The 17,146-nt window shown below is 47.7% G+C and carries 11 protein-coding genes; 4 read left to right on the top strand and 7 right to left on the bottom strand.

Annotation, left to right across the window (positions count from 1 at the left end):
- The 3 genes from L976_RS08610 to L976_RS08600 form a co-directional block, all read right to left on the bottom strand.
- The coding region (locus L976_RS08610) for a zinc-dependent metalloprotease (protein WP_047540308.1) at positions 1-1,567 on the bottom strand (1,567 nt) is incomplete at its 3' end.
- An 80-nt stretch (positions 1,568-1,647) separates the two neighbouring features.
- Positions 1,648-5,358, bottom strand: coding sequence for a response regulator (locus tag L976_RS08605; RefSeq protein WP_047536059.1), 3,711 nt, complete (start codon positions 5,356-5,358; stop codon positions 1,648-1,650).
- A gap of 219 nt (positions 5,359-5,577) precedes the next feature.
- Positions 5,578-6,972 (bottom strand): PhoH family protein, encoded by a 1,395-nt coding sequence (locus L976_RS08600; protein WP_037426948.1) that lies wholly within the window; start codon positions 6,970-6,972, stop codon positions 5,578-5,580.
- Positions 6,973-7,363: 391 nt separating this feature from the next.
- Here L976_RS08600 and rapA point away from each other — a divergent pair, with 391 nt between their 5' ends.
- Positions 7,364-10,270 (top strand): RNA polymerase-associated protein RapA, encoded by a 2,907-nt coding sequence (gene rapA, locus L976_RS08595; RefSeq protein ID WP_047536056.1) that lies wholly within the window; start codon positions 7,364-7,366, stop codon positions 10,268-10,270.
- A gap of 242 nt (positions 10,271-10,512) precedes the next feature.
- The gene (locus L976_RS08590; protein WP_047536054.1) at positions 10,513-11,436 is read left to right on the top strand and encodes a DUF3530 family protein; all 924 of its coding nucleotides are present in this window, start codon (positions 10,513-10,515) and stop codon (positions 11,434-11,436) included.
- Between the two features lie 124 nt (positions 11,437-11,560).
- On the opposite strand, the gene L976_RS08585 is transcribed toward L976_RS08590, so the two are convergent.
- Entirely contained in the window at positions 11,561-12,367 is an 807-nt protein-coding gene (locus tag L976_RS08585; protein ID WP_047536051.1) for a crotonase/enoyl-CoA hydratase family protein, read from the bottom strand.
- Between the two features lie 573 nt (positions 12,368-12,940).
- Between L976_RS08585 and L976_RS08580 the strand changes: the two genes are divergently transcribed.
- Positions 12,941-13,936: a response regulator gene (locus tag L976_RS08580; RefSeq protein WP_037414066.1), complete on the top strand. Its 996-nt coding sequence runs from the start codon at positions 12,941-12,943 to the stop codon at positions 13,934-13,936.
- Between the two features lie 18 nt (positions 13,937-13,954).
- Positions 13,955-14,926 (top strand): GGDEF domain-containing protein, encoded by a 972-nt coding sequence (locus L976_RS08575; RefSeq protein WP_047536047.1) that lies wholly within the window; start codon positions 13,955-13,957, stop codon positions 14,924-14,926.
- Between the two features lie 66 nt (positions 14,927-14,992).
- Here the strand turns inward: L976_RS08575 and rraB are convergent, their stop codons facing one another.
- The 3 genes from rraB to L976_RS08560 form a co-directional block, all read right to left on the bottom strand.
- Positions 14,993-15,400 carry a ribonuclease E inhibitor RraB gene (gene rraB, locus L976_RS08570; protein WP_037414069.1) on the bottom strand — a complete coding sequence of 136 codons (408 nt, stop codon included), beginning with the start codon at positions 15,398-15,400 and terminating at the stop codon, positions 14,993-14,995.
- 43 nt (positions 15,401-15,443) lie between these two features.
- Entirely contained in the window at positions 15,444-16,187 is a 744-nt protein-coding gene (locus L976_RS08565) for a 1-acylglycerol-3-phosphate O-acyltransferase (RefSeq protein WP_047536044.1), read from the bottom strand.
- A 185-nt stretch (positions 16,188-16,372) separates the two neighbouring features.
- A complete protein-coding gene (locus L976_RS08560) occupies positions 16,373-17,146 on the bottom strand; it encodes a metal ABC transporter permease (RefSeq protein WP_047536041.1) in 774 nt (257 codons plus the stop codon).

Below are 17,146 nucleotides of genomic sequence, written 5' to 3'. Positions count from 1 at the left end.
CACCACTGTCCCACAGGCTAGCATAGGCTTGGCTGGCATCCTTCTGGCGCGAATCGGCTTCGCCAATATAGCGCAGCCCTTTACGGGCCACTTCGGCCAGCAACTGATTTTGCAGCGCCAACTGGGCAGTCACATCGCCTTCATCGCTATAACCGTAGGCGATGGCAAAGTTATCCCACGGCCCGACACCAACGCTATAAGGTGCTGAAATATCAATATCATTGCCTTTCAGCATGATCTTAGGATGGGGATAATCCATCACAGAGGCATCCTGATTAGTCGAGGCGGCAAAGTTATGATCTAAGCCTAAGGTATGGCCGACCTCATGGGCGGCGAGTTGCCGAATACGCGCTAAGGCTAAGTCATTAGCCGCTTGCTCGGCGGCGCTTCTATCACGCCAACCTGCGGTTAACCCTTTGGCAATCAAGTAATCTTGGCGCACCCGCAAGCTACCTAAGGTCACTTGGCCTTTGATGATTTCGCCAGTACGCGGATCAGTGAGCGCTGCGCCATAGGACCAGCCTCGCGTCGCACGGTGGACCCACTGGATCATGTTATAACGGATATCCTGCGGATCGGCATCGGGCGGCAACAGTTCAACCTTAAAACCGTTGATAAATCCCGCTTGGGTGAAGGCCGTTTCCCACCAGCGTGCGCCATCGAGCAGTGCCGAGCGAATAGGCTCAGGCACACCTGGGTCGAGGTAATAGGTGATAGGTTTAACCACCTCACTAGGCGCAGGGCCTAGGTTCACCTTTTGCAGGCGGTGGCGCAAAATAAACCGCTGCACCAGAGGCTCAGAAAAATCCGTCGCATAGTCGCGGTACTCATCGGATAGATAGCCGCTCATCGGATGATAGGCGCGAACTTGATAGCCTTCGTCTGGCAATTCAGCAAAAGAATAACGCATCCGTACTGACATAAAGGTGCCATCGGGCGTGACCTTAGCGACTTGCTCGCCAGCAACATCGCCCTTAAAGGTCAATTGCACATCTACATCGCTATTTTTTTCAAAGGATTTGACTCCCGTGGGCAAAATCGCCGAGCGGGTTAAGTCGAGACGATAATTGCCCTGTCCCGTCTGTTGCAGCACATGTGAGACACCGTGCAGATCATTAAGCACTAGCTCACTGATCGCCACCATATCCGGCTTACCTTCGAGCAATTTTCCCTGCCACAATACCGAATCGGCAAAGGCTTCATCTACTGCTCGTTTTTCGGCGGCATCTTGGGTATTGGCGCGATACTGGGTGTTCAGTTGCTTAAGCTGGATGTAGGGACCTTGGCGCTCAAACTGCACCATGCGGGTTTGACCTAACTGGCCACGATCTAAGCCGATATCGTTAGAACCGACCCCTTCAGGCAAGCTAGTCACCAAGAGAAAGGGCTGATTGAGGCGACTCACCTCAAGGTATAACTCCCCTTCGCTCGGTTCATAGTAAAAATTGAGAAATCCCTTGGCTACTTGGCTTTGCTTAACAATTTTAGTGCTCGGCAGAGTAGCGGCAACGCTAAGGGCTGGCAAACCTAAGAGCAGGATGGCGAGGGCTAGGCTATGGGGTTTCATCTTTCCTCCTGAACTGGCTGTCTACGTGGTCACGCTATGAAACTAACCACGCGGGGCCATCACTGGCCCCGGGCGAACAATTAATGGTGATTATGTTTGTGCTTAATCCAATGGGTTAAGGTTTCAAATAATTCGGATAGCACGATAGGCTTAGTAATATGGGCATTCATCCCTGCGGCGAGACTCTTTTCCCGATCTCCAGACATCGCATGGGCTGTCATGGCGATAATCGGTAAGGCATCAGCGCTGTAACGTTCACGCAGTGCCCTCGCCGCCGTTAAACCATCCATTACTGGCATTTGAATATCCATTAATACCGCATCAAAGGGGCGCGAGTCGATAATATCCAACGCAATTTGGCCATTTCCTGCAACGACGACTTCGTAACCCGCACTCTTTAACAGCTCTGTCGCAACCTGTTGGTTGATAAAGTTATCTTCAACCAAGAGCACTAAACCTGTGTGCTCACCTTCTTCGACAGCCACTTCAGCAATAGGCTGTGCGACATTGAGCCTTGGCTCGTCGGCAAAGGCGGCAATAATCTCATCGAACAGGCTCGAGGCCTTAAAGGGCTTTTGCAACACAGCAAACACATTGGCACTATCGACTTCAAGTTGCAAAGGTTCAGCCGCATAGGCCGTCATCATAATAATGATTGGCCGTTTCGCGATCCGACCTTCGGCCACCATAGTGTCGATGGCGCTAATCACATCACTGCCATCCATTTCTGGCATCATCCAATCGAGCAACAATAAATCGATAGGATCTCGCGACAACTTATACAGCGCCTCGGCGCCGCTCGCGGCCGTATCCACCTCGAAGTGGAAATCGCGCATCAACGCTGAGTAAATTTGCAGCGCCGTTGGGTTATCATCCACCACAAGTGTGCGTAAATTATTGAGTTTTTCAGGCACAACTAAGGGCTCAACCTTGGCCTCTTCGGCAATCTCAAAGCTGATGGTAAAGCTAAAGGTACTGCCAACGCCTAACTCACTCTGTACTTGCATCTTGCCACCCATCATGGAGACCAAATGCTTACTGATCGATAAACCTAAGCCTGTGCCGCCATATTTACGGGTCGTCGAACCATCGGCTTGGGCAAAGGCATCGAATAACTTTTCCTGCTGATCTTTACTGATCCCAATACCGGTATCACGCACCCAGAATTTTAAGGTAATCCGGTGATCGCGCTCACCGACATCTTCACATCCCAGTTCAATCTCGCCGGATTGAGTAAACTTCACCGCGTTCGACAACAAATTGATCAGCACTTGGCCTAGACGCAGTGGATCGCCCTTAAGAATGAGTCCTGCCGTCACGGGCGCATACAGCAATAATTCAACGCCTTGTTCCTGCGCCTTAAGCGCGTTGAGATCGAGGGCATGATCGAGCACTTTATCCAGCGGAAACGGCACCCGCTCCAACTCTAACTTACCGGCCTCAATCTTAGAGAAGTCGAGAATATCGTTAATAATTCGCAGTAACGACTGCGCCGAGAAACCGGCTTTTTCGAGGTAATCCTTCTGCTGCGCCGTCAGCGAGGTACGCTGCGCCAACTGCAACATACCGATAATAGCGTTCATTGGCGTGCGGATTTCATGGCTCATATTCGCCAAAAATTCACTCTTGTACAGGTTGGCCAATTCCGCATCCTGCTTCGCCTCCAACAGCGCCACTTCGTTACTTTTATGACGCGTGATGTCCTTATGGGTACCGACCATACGCTTAGGCTGACCATCGGCGGTAAATTCCACTACCCGTCCACGGGAAAGCACCCAGTGATAACTACCATTTTTACCTAAAATCCTAAACTCGATCTCATACGCATCGACGGGATTTTGCAGATACTGATTACGATATTCTTCGACCCGAATTCTGTCGTCGGGGTGTGTTAGCTGGTCGATAGCCGACACTAACGCAGGGAATTCATTGGGTTTATACCCTAGCATCGAATAATAGGATGGGTTGCAAATAATATGTTCCGAATCCAGATACCAGTCCCATAGACCATCCTCTACCGCATCCATCGCTAAATGGTAACGCTCTTCCGACAGACGTAACTGTTCGGCGGACTCGTACTCACGCGTGACATCGCGCCACACGGCAATTAAGCCTTGCAGCTCGCCACGGCGATTGTAAAAAGGCAATTTAAGGGTATCTAGCAACACAGGTTTACCCGCTAACTCGACCTTCTCTTGATAACGCAGCGGCGTGCGATCTTTTAGGATCTGCTCATCCTCGGCACGAATACGAATGCCCATCTCTGGCGAGGTTAAATCCTCCGACGACAGACCGATCATCTCGCTTTCGGTGTAACCCAACATCCGCTCGGCGGCCTTGTTACAGCCGAGGTAATTGCCCTCTTTATCTTTAAAGACAATGGCTTCTGGGATGGAGTCGAGTAAGGATCGCAATAACGCATATTCACGTTCGCGGCGCTCGGTAGCATCTTTTAACCGCTCAGTACGACGCGCGACCAGTTTATCGAGTCGTTTATTTTGCTCGGCCAGATGGTGAGTGTATTGCTTGTTTTCCTCAAAAATGCGGCTGACCAATAGGAACCAAGGCTCCCAACCAGGGGTGATTTTTTCCGGCGGTTTACGCGGTTCTTGGGAGCAGCCCTCTAAGTGGGATAACAGCCGCGATGCAGGGCTCACAAAAGAGCGGCGCGTTTGCCAGTGTACTATGGTCACCAGCACCGACAGAGCGATGACCACAAGGATAAAGGTCAGTTGCAGTTTTTCGACCGAATCTTGGAACAGGTCGTCTTCATTTTGCAGATATAACAAGCGCCAAGGCGCATTATGCAGCGCAACCGAGTGGATATAGTAACCGTTACGAATAATGCCTTCGTGGGCATCGAATAATTCAGACTCAGGCAACGAATGCAGCTCAGAAGGAATGCGCTGGCTGATGTGATACACCCGATTGATATCAGAGCCATCAAAATCACTGTGGGATAAAATATTATTCTGCTGATCGAGCAGGATCACCGTCCCCGGCATTTTGAAGTACACCCGAATTTGCCGCGCCAATGAGGCTAAGGTCATATCGAGGTTTATCGAGCCCATAAACTCATCGTCGAGATAAACGGGCACACCTAAGGTGGTCAATAAGCCTTTACCTGTGGAGTCGACGTAGGCCTCACTCCAAAACACGCTGCGTTGCGGGTTCATCGCTGGCGTCGCGTATTGGAATTGTTTTTTATTGAGCAACTCGTCTCTAAAACGTTGATCATCATTGGTCCAAGGGAAGTAGGACATCATCCGCTGGCGCGATAGATAATAAATTGCCGAGGCTTTGGGTGCAGCTTCTTTGGCCACAGGGAAAGACAGCGATAACTCGAACAGCATTTCCAGCTCTTGGTAGAACTTATCACTGCGACCATCGAGGGAACCCGCGCCCGTGATCCGCCCCATATTAGTGAATGGCTTGCCACCTTTGGCGTAATTAGGCTCTAAGGTAAAATACTGACCACTTTCGTTAAATTTGCCGTACTGCGGTAAGCGATCCTTACGCACTAACTCACCTAAACGTAGGTGATCCACAGCCACATCCCGCAAGCTCTTCACCGCACGAATGCTAGACTCCAGTAGTAAGTCAATTTGCAATACATGGCGTTCAACCTGCTCTTCACGCTGATCCATCTGCTGGCTTTTCTGGCGATCGAAAAACATCCACGCCGTCAGCAACGACAGGACAATTACACCGATATAAGTATAAAAAACGGCACGGTTATAATTCTTTTGGATCGGCGATTTTAGCTGGAGATCCGGCTCACTCGATTTCATCCACTACCCTTGATTACAGCACTTGATTTAGCCATCGGTGGCAAAAGTTACGGAGTTCATTTATGGGTCCTTATATTAGCAGGAAGAAACCCCGAGTCACATCAAATAATTGCCGCTCTCAGACTAGCAAAGTCTATGGTTAGCTAACTGAAAAATCATAGAAATGGCTAAAAATAAAGGTCCCACAAGTGAGACCTTTTGTAACAATTTAGTTAATGGTTAGAGATGTTCTTCAGCGTATTCAGCTAAGCGTGAACGCACCACGCCATTCAGGTACAAGTTTGCACTGCCTTCAAAGTCTTTAAAACGCTCAACAATGTAGGTTAAACCCGAGGTCACTGCGGTGAGATAATTCGAATCGATCTGTGCTAAGTTACCGCAACAAATCAATTTTGTGCCTTCCCCCATCCGAGTGATCATGGTTTTGATCTGTGACGCCGTTAAGTTTTGACATTCATCCAAGAGTACAATGGAGTTTTGGATCGAGCGGCCGCGCATAAAGTTGATCGACTTAAATTGGATATTCGCCTTCTCCATGATGTAGTTCAAACTGCCGGTCGGATTGACATCATTCTTGTGCAGCACTTCTAAGGTATCGGTAATCGCCGCCAGCCATGGCATCATCTTTTCTTCTTCGGTGCCGGGTAAAAAACCTATCGATTCGGCAATTTCTGGCGTATTACGAGTCACAATTACCTTATCGTAGCGATTGCGCTCAACTACCAGTTCAAGCGCAGCCGCCATTGCCAGTAAGGTTTTACCGCAACCCGCTGGCCCCGTTAAGATCACCAGATCAATATCAGGATCGAGCAAGGCTTGCAGCGCCATGCCTTGATAAACATTCTTAGGTTTAACGCCCCACGCCTCGAGGTTTTTTAAGCGCTCGCGGCCCAAATCCAAAATATGCAGATGAGTATCGCTACGCTCGGTGACGCGCCCACAAAAATCAGATTCGGTGTCAATCAGATACTGGTTAATGTAGAAGGGTTCGTTGTCTAAATCTTTCAGTGGGACTTCATGAATCGTATGCCGACCGTGGCGCTCGGTGGACACTTTGTTTAAATGCTCCCAAAAATTACCTTCGAACTGATAAAAGCCCTTACTGAGGAAACGAATATCGTCGATCAGCTGGTCGGTTCGATAATCCTCAACCAATTGAATACCCGCGCCCTTGGCCTTAAGACGCATATTGATATCTTTAGTGACGAGTACCACAGTGCGTGGATGGTGAAGATTTTGTAGATGTAGTGCGGTATTGATAATGCGGTTATCGTTGCCATCCCCCGGCAGGGCACCTAAGGTAAAATCGACAAGATGGTCAGGGAAAATAGAAAGTGAGCCTATTGCATCGGCATGCCCTTCTCGACTTGGCAAAGGGACACCATTAATAATTTGTTCAGGTGTTGTATCGCCGCCGAGGGTATCTTCCAATGCCCGAATGGCAACTCTCGCATCGCGACTCACATCACTCTTTCGATCTTTAATCTGGTCTAGCTCTTCTAGCACAGTCATCGGAATGACTACATCGTGCTCTTTAAACGAATAGATCGCCAAAGGTTCATGTAGTAACACATTGGTATCCAGTACAAACAACTTTCTGTCGTCTTGTTCCATGGCGCCTCCAGAGTGCTCGATTGTTTTTATGTTATATCTCGTTCCCAGTGAGTGGATATGGCTCCTTTGCTGATTGGCGTTAGGTTAAGAATGATCTTTAAGTTCAAGCCTCTACCGAATAAAGATAGCTAGCGGCTTACACTAATATTGGCACCATTCTCAATGAATGCCAACCAAATCATCAGAGACTCGAAAGCAGTGTAGGTCCCTCGATATGACAGAAGCATGACAAAACCTCGAGCTGCAACAGAGAATTTTCTTCACTGTTCAATTTGTAATCTGCTGTGTGGAGAATTAGTCTCTAACGGTTGAGAGGGCGATTCAAATATCCCTAGTATTGATATAACATACGCGCCCTTTGTTAGAGTCCGCCCAGAGATGAGAATTTAAGATGCCGTTTGCCTTAGGACAACGTTGGATAAGTGATACCGAGTCAGAGCTTGGTTTAGGAACAGTCGTACAAGTTGAAGGCCGCATGGTCACAGTGTTATTCCCTGCGACTGGTGAGAACCGTATGTTCTCGCGTAACGAAGCCCCGCTGACCCGCGTCATATACAACCCTGGCGATACGGTTGAAAGCCATGAAGGCTGGAGCCTCTCGGTCGAAGAACTCACCGAAAAAGACGGCCTCGTCGTCTACCACGGAATCCACAGCGAAACAGGTGAGAAAACCAGCCTGCGTGAGACCCTGTTAAACCACAATATTCGCTTTAACAAACCGCAGGATCGCCTGTTTGCGGGTCAGATTGACCGCCTCGATCGTTTCGGCATTCGTTACCAATGCCAGTTACTACGCAATCAACTGGCGACCTCTGATTTACTCGGCTTACAAGGGCCACGCGTCGGTCTTATCCCCCACCAAATGTGGATTGCCCATGAAGTGGGTCGCCGTTATGCGCCGCGGGTGTTGCTGGCCGACGAAGTGGGTTTAGGTAAAACCATCGAAGCAGGGTTAATTATCCACCAACAACTGCTGACAGGCCGTGCCGAACGAGTATTGATTATTGTGCCGGATACCCTGCGCCATCAGTGGTTAGTGGAAATGCTGCGCCGCTTTAACTTGCGCTTCTCCGTGTTTGATGAAGACCGTTGCGTTGAAGCCTTTGCCGACCATGACAACCCTTTCTATACCGAACAGTTAGTGATTTGTTCACTCGAATTACTGCGCAAAAAGAAACGCCTCGATCAAGCACTCGATGCCGATTGGGATCTGTTAGTGGTTGATGAAGCGCACCATTTAGAGTGGACCGAAGACGCCCCAAGCCGCGCCTACCAAGTGGTTGAAGCCTTAAGCGAAGTCGTACCGGGCGTATTATTACTGACCGCAACACCGGATCAACTCGGTCACGAGAGCCATTTTGCGCGCTTGCGCCTACTCGACCCAGATCGTTTCTATGACTACGACGCCTTCCTTGCTGAAGAAAACAGCTACAAAGATGTCGCCATCGCCGCCGAAGCTTTAGCGGGCGAAAGCAAATTATCCGATACCGCTATCAACAGCTTAACCGAATTACTCAGCGAAAAAGACATAGCGCCGAGCATTCGGTTAATTCAAGCCGAAGGCATCGACAGCGAATTGCAACAAGCGGCGCGCAGCGAATTACTGCAAGAACTGCTTGATCGCCACGGCACTGGCCGCGTGCTTTACCGCAACAGCCGCGCCTCGGTAAAAGGTTTTCCGAAACGTATTTTCAACGCCTATCCCCATGCGATGCCTGAGCAGTATCTTACCGCTGCACGCGTGAATGAGATGATGGGCGGTCGTAAAACCTTAGAAGCGAAAGCGGCACAAGCCTTAAGCCCTGAAAAACTCTATCAAGAATTTGAAGACAACAGCGCCAGTTGGTGGAAATTCGATCCTCGCGTGGATTGGTTAATCGAGTTTTTAAAGTCGCACCGCAGCAAGAAAGTGCTGATTATCGCCAGTGGCGCCGATACCGCCCTGAGCTTAGAAGAAGCCCTGCGTACCCGTGAAGGCATTCAAGCGACCGTATTCCACGAAGGCATGTCGATCATCGAGCGCGATAAAGCGGGTGCTTACTTTGCCCAAGAAGACGGCGGCGCTCAGGCGTTAATCTGTTCAGAAATTGGTTCTGAAGGTCGTAACTTCCAGTTTGCCAGCCACTTAGTGTTGTTCGATCTGCCATTAAACCCAGATTTATTGGAGCAACGTATCGGCCGTTTGGACCGTATTGGTCAAAAGAACGATATCCAAATTCACTTGCCTTATCTGCAAGATACGGCGCAGGAGCGTTTACTCCAATGGTATCACCAAGGTCTAAATGCCTTCGAGCTTACCTGCCCTGGCGGCCATATACTTTTCAGTGAATTTGCCGAAGAATTGTTAAATGTTCTTGTAGGCGGTGATGAAGACGAGCTGACCAATCTGCTCAATCACACCCAAAGCCGTTACAAAGAACTGAAACACGCCATGGAGCAAGGCCGTGATAAACTGCTGGAAATCAACTCCCATGGTGGCGATAAAGCCAAGGCGATTGTCGAGCGTTTAGCCCAAAGCGATCAAGATACTAAACTTATTGGCTCAGTGATCCGCTTGTGGGACATTATCGGTGTCGACCAGGAAGATAAAGGCGAAAACTCGATTATCCTGCGTCCAAGCGAACATATGATGTTCCCGACTTATCCCGGCCTGCATGAGGATGGCGTGACGGTCACCTTCGACCGTGATACTGCACTCTCCCGTGATGATATTGCCTTGATCACCCAAGAGCATCCACTGGTGCAAACCGGCCTCGACTTGATCACCAGCTCGGATACCGGTACTACAAGTGTTGCGATATTAAAAAACAAGGCATTACCTGCGGGCACCCTGTTTTTAGAACTGATTTATATGGCAGATGCCTCGGCGCCTAAATCGAGCCAGCTCTATCGTTATCTACCGCCTACGCCTATCCGTATTCTGCTGGATAAAAATGGTAACGATCTGTCAGCCAAGGTCGATTACACCAGTTTTGACAAACAGTTAAGCGCGGTAAACCGTCATATTGGTAGCAAGTTAGTCACTGCATCACAGCCAATTCTGCATCCGTTATTTGCTAAAGGCGAAGAGTATGCCCAAGTGGCCGTCAATGATTTAGTGGCTCAAGCGCGCGAGAAGATGACCAGCCAGCTTACAGGCGAACTCGAACGTTTAGAATCTCTCAAAGCGGTCAACCCCAATATACGTGAGGAAGAATTAGAATACCTACGCAACCAAATGCGGGAGCTGACTACTTACCTCGATGCGAGTCAGTTGCAGCTTGATGCGATTCGTATGGTGCTAGTTAGCCATGTTTAATCTTGATTGGCATTAAACCGAGCCTTATCCGGCTCGCTTAAGCTAAAACACAAACGCCCAGCCAATCGCTGGGCGTTTTTATTTTCTCTGTTGTATAAACATTTTTTTCGCATAAGTCTGTCTAGGCGCCGCAGTGCGCGGTCGCCGTCACGAGCTCAAGCAAAAATTGCTTCTGCTACGCTGCTTAAGGTTATACTCTAGCTAATTGAATTTATAAGACTACACAGGTGGTTATCAATTCTATGGCGCGTATCATTCCCTCGGTATTGAGCCTCACCTTAGCTCTAGCCAGTGCGAGCTTACTCGCCGCCGATCCCAGTAGCCAAACTCCCGAGCCAAGTGCCGAAGCAGCTCAGTCTAATCCCAACAAACCGACGCCCGCTAAAAGAGCGAGCAGCTATTTACCCGCCAATGAGATCAAACAAATCACCATAGATGACCAACCACTTGAACTCTTAGTCCGCTCATGGGAAGGCCGAAAAAAACTCGGTGCAGCCATTATTTTACCCGCCACTAATGGCACCGCCGATGCGCCCGGATTAATGGCCTTTGTCCGACGTAATATCAATGCTGCTGGCTGGGCGAGCTTAAGCCTCACGCCGCCAACAGAACCACCAGCGCCCAATTTTGCCACCCCAGCAACTGAAGTCGCGACCGCGGGGTCAGCGCAATTAACCACGCCTTCCAATAAACCAAGTCAAAAGGTAAAGCCTGAAGACAGTAATAAGCATCTCCTTGAGCAAGAAGACTTTCTCGTTAAAAGCATGTCACAGCTCGACAGCGTTGGTAGCGATTATCCTGGCAAACGAGTACTGATCACCGCCGATCAAAGTGCTGGATTATTGATAAGCCTATTAAGCCAAAAGAAAATTGCCGATCCCGATGTATTGATTGTCATCAATCCCTACAGTGAAGACGAAACGCGCAACCAAGCCATAGCCGAGAAGCTCGCTAAACTCACGATGCCGATACTCGATATTCAATCACCCGATGGTCACCCCGCCTCATTAGAAACGGCTGAACAACGTAAAACGCTGGCAGTGACCTTAGAGGCACCCAATTATCGGCAGACAACGCTGGCATTGAATCTGGATAATGAAAGCGCTTGGCAGAATTGTTTAACGGCCATAAGAGGATTCGCCGCCCGAATGAGCGGCGCCTATTGAGATTTGAATCCCCTAATTTTACGAGCACGGCTTGCTAGAACAAAAATAAAGCTCGACACATCAACGCAGCCTCAGCATTGAGGAAGTCTTTACCATGGTTTTCTCGCTAAGGGCATCAACCAAGTTACCAGCCAGACTGGCGATCCTTGTAGGGTTTGGTGGGATCTTTTAACTGACGAACCGCAGCGATAGTACGATTTTTGCCAAGCAGCAATCTCACTTGGCTCCATGACTCGCGGCATAGCAACGCACGGACCGAAGCAGTCCAGCTGCGGTTAATACTCAGCTTAATTGCCGCAGCCGCATCGGGGGAGGTATTGAGGAGTTCTTCCGCCAATTGTTGCGCGCTTAACATTGGGTTATCACTTAACTGAGTCACTAAACCTAAGGTTTTAGCCTCTTCGCCAGAGAGCACTTTTGCCGTGAGACTGAGTAACATCGCTTGATCCTTTGGCATAATTTGCCGCAATGCCACTAGGCCTGCCATATCGGGCACCAGCCCCCATTTGGCCTCCATAATGGATAACTTACTGTCAGGGCTTGCTATCCTAAAATCCGCACCTAAAGCGATTTGCATTCCTCCACCATAACAGCAGCCTTCCAATACCGCGATAACGGGTACAGGTAAACGCTGCCAGCCAAGGGATACTCTTTGGGCTAGGTTGGCATTGCCTGGCAACCCTTTAAACAGCAATTTAACTGCTTGCATCGGCGCAGACATCACGCTTTTGACATCCAAGCCAGAACTAAAATTACCTCCTGCGCCAGATAAAATTACTAGCCGAATACGCGGATCTGATTTAATCCTTTTGATGGTTTTATCAAGTTCGCTAAACATCAAATAACTAATTGCATTGAACTTTTCTGGACGATTAAGCACAACATTTGCGATGCCATTCTCAACCGTAACTTGCACACAACGCTCACCCATGAAATATCCTGCTACTGGTCAGTCCAGACCAAATGTTAACATGTTTGGCATGATTAACCAAAACATGTAACATAAGGCCGAATTTTGACTTTAGTCAAAATATTGTCAGTCACCGTTAAGTATTAGTGTGCGATTATGTTAGGCTGCAATCTAAAACCTAACAAATTCTGATTTATGAAGCTGTTAGAATAAATTTACGATGCTGTTCAGCCCATGCCAGCGTCTAATTTGAACAAAATGCATCTCTAGCAACTCCGCTTACCTACAGCATGTATATCTGTGCATGATAGAGGATCGATACTGTAGACATCTGTTGATGGATTAAGCATATAGATGGTCGCAAAATCGAGGTATTTTTTGCGATAAATAACGAAGTTAACTTAGCTAACCACAATTTTAATCGCACTATGCCTTTAGAATTTAATGGCAAGATAAATAAAATTAGCTAATTAAATCTATAAGTTATATATAGATGATGTAAATCAAACTTGCCCGAAGCACATAATTCGTCACTCAAACATGAAGAATTAGTGTTATCTTCAATAAATGGGCAAATAAGGATCTGTAGTCAGCATGACAATCTCTGTACTCATCTGTGACGATTCCGCTATGGCGCGTAAACAAATGGCTCGCACCCTTCCCAAAGAATGGGATGTCGAGATTACCTACGCGACCAATGGTGCCGAAGGGTTAGATGCCATTCGCGCAGGTAAAGGCGAAGTGGTCTTCCTCGATCTCAATATGCCCGTAATGGATGGTTATGAAGTACTACAAACCGTTCAACAAAACGATCTCCCCGCCCTTATCATTGTGGTCTCGGGTGACATACAAATTAAAGCTCATGAACGTGTTAAAGCTCTAGGTGCATTGGACTTTATCCAAAAACCCGTCAGTGCTGATGCCATCAGTAATATCCTCCAAGAGTACGGCATTCTTACCCTAACGCAGAAAGATCAGGTGGAAGACACGCCGATGATCAAAGTCGATATGCGTGATGCCTGCCAAGAGATCGCTAACGTTGCCATGGGCCGTGCAGCCGATTTGCTCGCCAAATTACTCGACGTATTTGTCCTATTACCTATCCCAAATGTGAACGTGCTCGAAGTCAGCGAACTGACCATGGCTCTGAAAGCAACAGAAGAAAGCTCAACTGTTTCAGCACTTTGCCAAGGATTTATTGGAGCAGGAGTTGCGGGTGAAGCACTGTTGTTATTCCATGATTCAAGCTTTAAAGATATGGCCAAGCTCATGGGGGTTGCAAATCCTGAGGATAAGAATACCGAGATTGAAGTACTGATCGACACTGGAAACGTATTGATTGGTGCATTCCTGAATGGGATCTCAGAACAACTCGATATGAAATTCAGCCAAGCCCATCCTGTGGTGTTGGGCCGTCACTGTACAGTGAATGATCTTATCCATGATAATTCGGAAAAATGGCACAGAACATTAGCGATGGAAATCAACTATCGTATTGAAAATCATAATATTCAATGCGACTTACTGTTGCTCTTTACCGAAGACTCTATTCCGACACTGAGCTACAAACTCGGTTATTTACTCGATTAATCAGTTGGACTTTACCTTATGTCAAACGATCAAAGCGCAATGAACGAACTCCATTGGCTAATCGATATGGTACAAACCATAGAAGTGGGTCTTGTGGTATTAGATCGCGATTATAATATCCAACTGTGGAACGGCTTTATGGAAAACCATAGTGGCGTTTCACCCAATTCTATTAAAGGTCAAAACCTGTTTAGCCGCTTCCCAGATTTGCCAGCTACTTGGCTAAAGCAAAAAATGGAATCGGTTTTTATGCTTAAAAATCGAGCATTTATTAGTTGGGAACAAAGACCTTACGTGTTTCAGTTTAAAAACTATCGCCCAATTACTGGGCGCGCCGATTTTATGTACCAGAACGTGACTTTGCTGCCTCTCGCTTCATTAACCGGCAAAATTACCCATATCAGTGTGATTATTTATGATGTCACCGATATCGCCGTGAATAAGTTGCAGATCAAGGCCGCCAACGAACAGTTAGAGCGTCTCAGTCAAACCGATGGATTAACGCAACTGCATAATCGCCGCCATTGGCAACTATGCTTGGAACACGAGTACGATCTCTATGCCCGCTATTCCGGTGTAGCAAGCTTGGTGATGATTGATATTGATCATTTCAAAAATATCAATGACACCTACGGCCACCTTGCAGGTGACAAGGTTATTCAACATATCGCCCATCTTCTGAGTCATTCATTGCGGGAAACCGACTGTGTCGGTCGCTATGGCGGTGAAGAGTTTGCGGTAGTCATGCCCAATACCAGTGGCACCGATGCCCTCAACTTTACCGAGCGTTTGAGGGAAAAGATCGCTGAATCCACCGTAGTGTATGAGGGGCTGAAGATTAAAGTGACTGTCAGCCTTGGCGTATGTGAAATAGGCAAACATATTACGAGCAGTTCAAGTTGGATTTCCTGCTCAGACAAAGCGCTTTACGAGGCCAAACAGAAAGGCCGAAATTGTAGCGTCCTACATGCAGCACCAATTTCCACTTAATTAGGCTTAATAAAGTAAAAGCCCATCATTGATGGGCTTTTGCTTTATAAGAATTATGACAACGTATTAATGTGGAAAACCATCGTCCTGTTCATCATCTTCTTCGTCTTCATCTTCTTCATCGCCAACAAAGTAAGTGCCCCAACCGTCATAATCCACTTTTTGCTTGGCTGCGAGTTGCAATAACTGTTCGGTCGCTTTGTCTAATAATGGAATTTCTAACTTGTGATAAGCAACAGCGTCAAAACAGAAAATCACCGAACCATCTTCCAATTCCATTTCTTCGGCATCATTGACTTCAAATCCAAGTTTGAATGCATCAACCGCAGCCTTTTCTAAGCGCTCAAAATTGCTCGATGAAAAATGGTGCTCAATGGTGTATTCAGCATCTGGCTCTGAGCCATCGTCGAGCAAGGCTTGCACTATGTCACGATTCTCGGCGAATTGGGCTTTTAACTGACTTTCAATAGACATGGACTTGTCTCCGTTAAGATAAAACTGGCTCAAATTGGCGTTATTATACGTCATCAACCGGGATAGTTTTACCCATTAATGTTGCCGCTTCGCGATTTATCTCGTTAAATTTTGCCGACATAATCTCATGCACCTGAGCCGAAAAGGCTTTGGCATCAGCTTTATCCAAACCTTCAGTCGGGATTGGCGCCATCATCTCAATAATCACCACACCATTATCCCAACGGTTCAAATCAATATGGCTTTGGCATGACGTCAACACGGGTACGACTGGCACACCAGCCGCAATCGCAGTGTGGAAAGCTCCCGCTTTGAAGGGCAACAGTCCGCGCCCCCGTGAGCGCGTACCCTCAGGGAAAATCCACACGGAAAGACGATTCTGCTTAATTTTTTCCGCCGTTTTCGCCATGGTATCAAAAGCACTATTGCGATTTTTTCTATCGATCAGAATATTACCTGACAACCAATAGATCTGGCCAAACAAGGGGATCCACACTAAGCTCTTTTTCCCTAAGCTCACAGTGCCTTTAGGTACGGCTTTAGTATGTGTGAATAAATCGAAGTTATTTTGATGATTTCCAAGAAATATATAGGGGCCATCCTGCACTTCCTTAGGCCGACGCACTATGACTTTAAGCCCTAAAATCGGCGCTGCGGATGAAAAGATCTTGGCGAACATATGTACATTGTCACGGTGACGAGGTCGTAATAGGCAAACCAAACCACCAAAAATAAATGCAAGTAACAATGACACCGCCAACAACACAGATCTGACAATTAATAGCACGACATACTCCAAGGGTGAAAGTGGCGACAGTATAGCCACCCATCCTTAGGGACTCAATATAATGTTTACATCTGTTAGCTGAGTTGCTAACAATCAAACAAAAGCCCATCGTTGCTCACGCAATAAGCGTATCGATGGGCTTTTAAATCAATATCAACGCCTAACACTCAGCATAAAACCTAGCGTTAGATCTGACTCACTGTAGCCATTTTGCTTAAGCCTACACGAAATACCAGTGCACTGACTGCCAAGGTTGCGACTATCGCCGCCCCACTCGGTAAATCCATGGTTGCCGATAATACCAGACCAAGTAAGTAACCCATAAGGCCGACCAGATAGGCGTAAAACAAGCCGTTTTTACCTTGGTATTTATTCAGAGCAAGTGCAGGTAAAATCAAGGTACTAAATACTAAATAGACGCCCACCAGCTCAACCGACAACGTAATAACTAGGGCAAACAGGAGATAGAATCCGGCACCATTTAATATTTGTGGCCGCCAAAAAATCAACGCCAACACCCCAGCATAAACCACTGTCGGTAACACTAATTGCGACCAACTCACCCAAAGGATCTGGCCCGACATCAATTGTTTTAGCAGCTCTGCACCATGGGGATCGTTCGCCAGCAATAGCATAGCAGCCACGGCCGATAGCACATAAAAACAACCGATCATGGCTTCTAACTCACCCGCCATTCTCTTAGATAACCAAGCGATAAATCCCGCCCCCGCAAGGGCGAACAAGGCCGGCATCCACACATTAGAAAATGGCATGTCTTCTAACCTGTGGTCCATGTGGGCGACAATTGCTCCCAACGCGGCGACTTGCGCAATGGCTAAATCGATAAAGATAATCCCACGCTTAAGCACTTGTTTACCAAGTACAATGTGCGTTGAGAGCACTAAGATCCCCGCTGCCAGAGCAGGCAGCAGGATCGACATCAGTTCCAGATCCAACAT

Source organism: Shewanella sp. ZOR0012, from assembly GCF_000798835.1.
Taxonomy (GTDB): domain Bacteria; phylum Pseudomonadota; class Gammaproteobacteria; order Enterobacterales; family Shewanellaceae; genus Shewanella; species Shewanella xiamenensis.
This window is presented reverse-complemented; position numbering and strand designations above follow the sequence as displayed.

Bases quoted from the DNA above. Each gene is read 5' to 3' on its own strand.
- L976_RS08605 (WP_047536059.1), bottom strand. From the start codon at position 5,358: ATGAAATCGAGTGAGCCGGATCTCCAGCTAAAATCGCCGATCCAAAAG.
- L976_RS08600 (WP_037426948.1), bottom strand. From the start codon at position 6,972: ATGGAACAAGACGACAGAAAGTTGTTTGTACTGGATACCAATGTGTTA.
- rapA (WP_047536056.1), top strand. From the start codon at position 7,364: ATGCCGTTTGCCTTAGGACAACGTTGGATAAGTGATACCGAGTCAGAG.
- L976_RS08590 (WP_047536054.1), top strand. From the start codon at position 10,513: ATGGCGCGTATCATTCCCTCGGTATTGAGCCTCACCTTAGCTCTAGCC.
- L976_RS08585 (WP_047536051.1), bottom strand. From the start codon at position 12,367: ATGGGTGAGCGTTGTGTGCAAGTTACGGTTGAGAATGGCATCGCAAAT.
- L976_RS08580 (WP_037414066.1), top strand. From the start codon at position 12,941: ATGACAATCTCTGTACTCATCTGTGACGATTCCGCTATGGCGCGTAAA.
- L976_RS08575 (WP_047536047.1), top strand. From the start codon at position 13,955: ATGTCAAACGATCAAAGCGCAATGAACGAACTCCATTGGCTAATCGAT.
- rraB (WP_037414069.1), bottom strand. From the start codon at position 15,400: ATGTCTATTGAAAGTCAGTTAAAAGCCCAATTCGCCGAGAATCGTGAC.
- L976_RS08560 (WP_047536041.1), bottom strand. From the start codon at position 17,146: ATGTTGGATCTGGAACTGATGTCGATCCTGCTGCCTGCTCTGGCAGCG.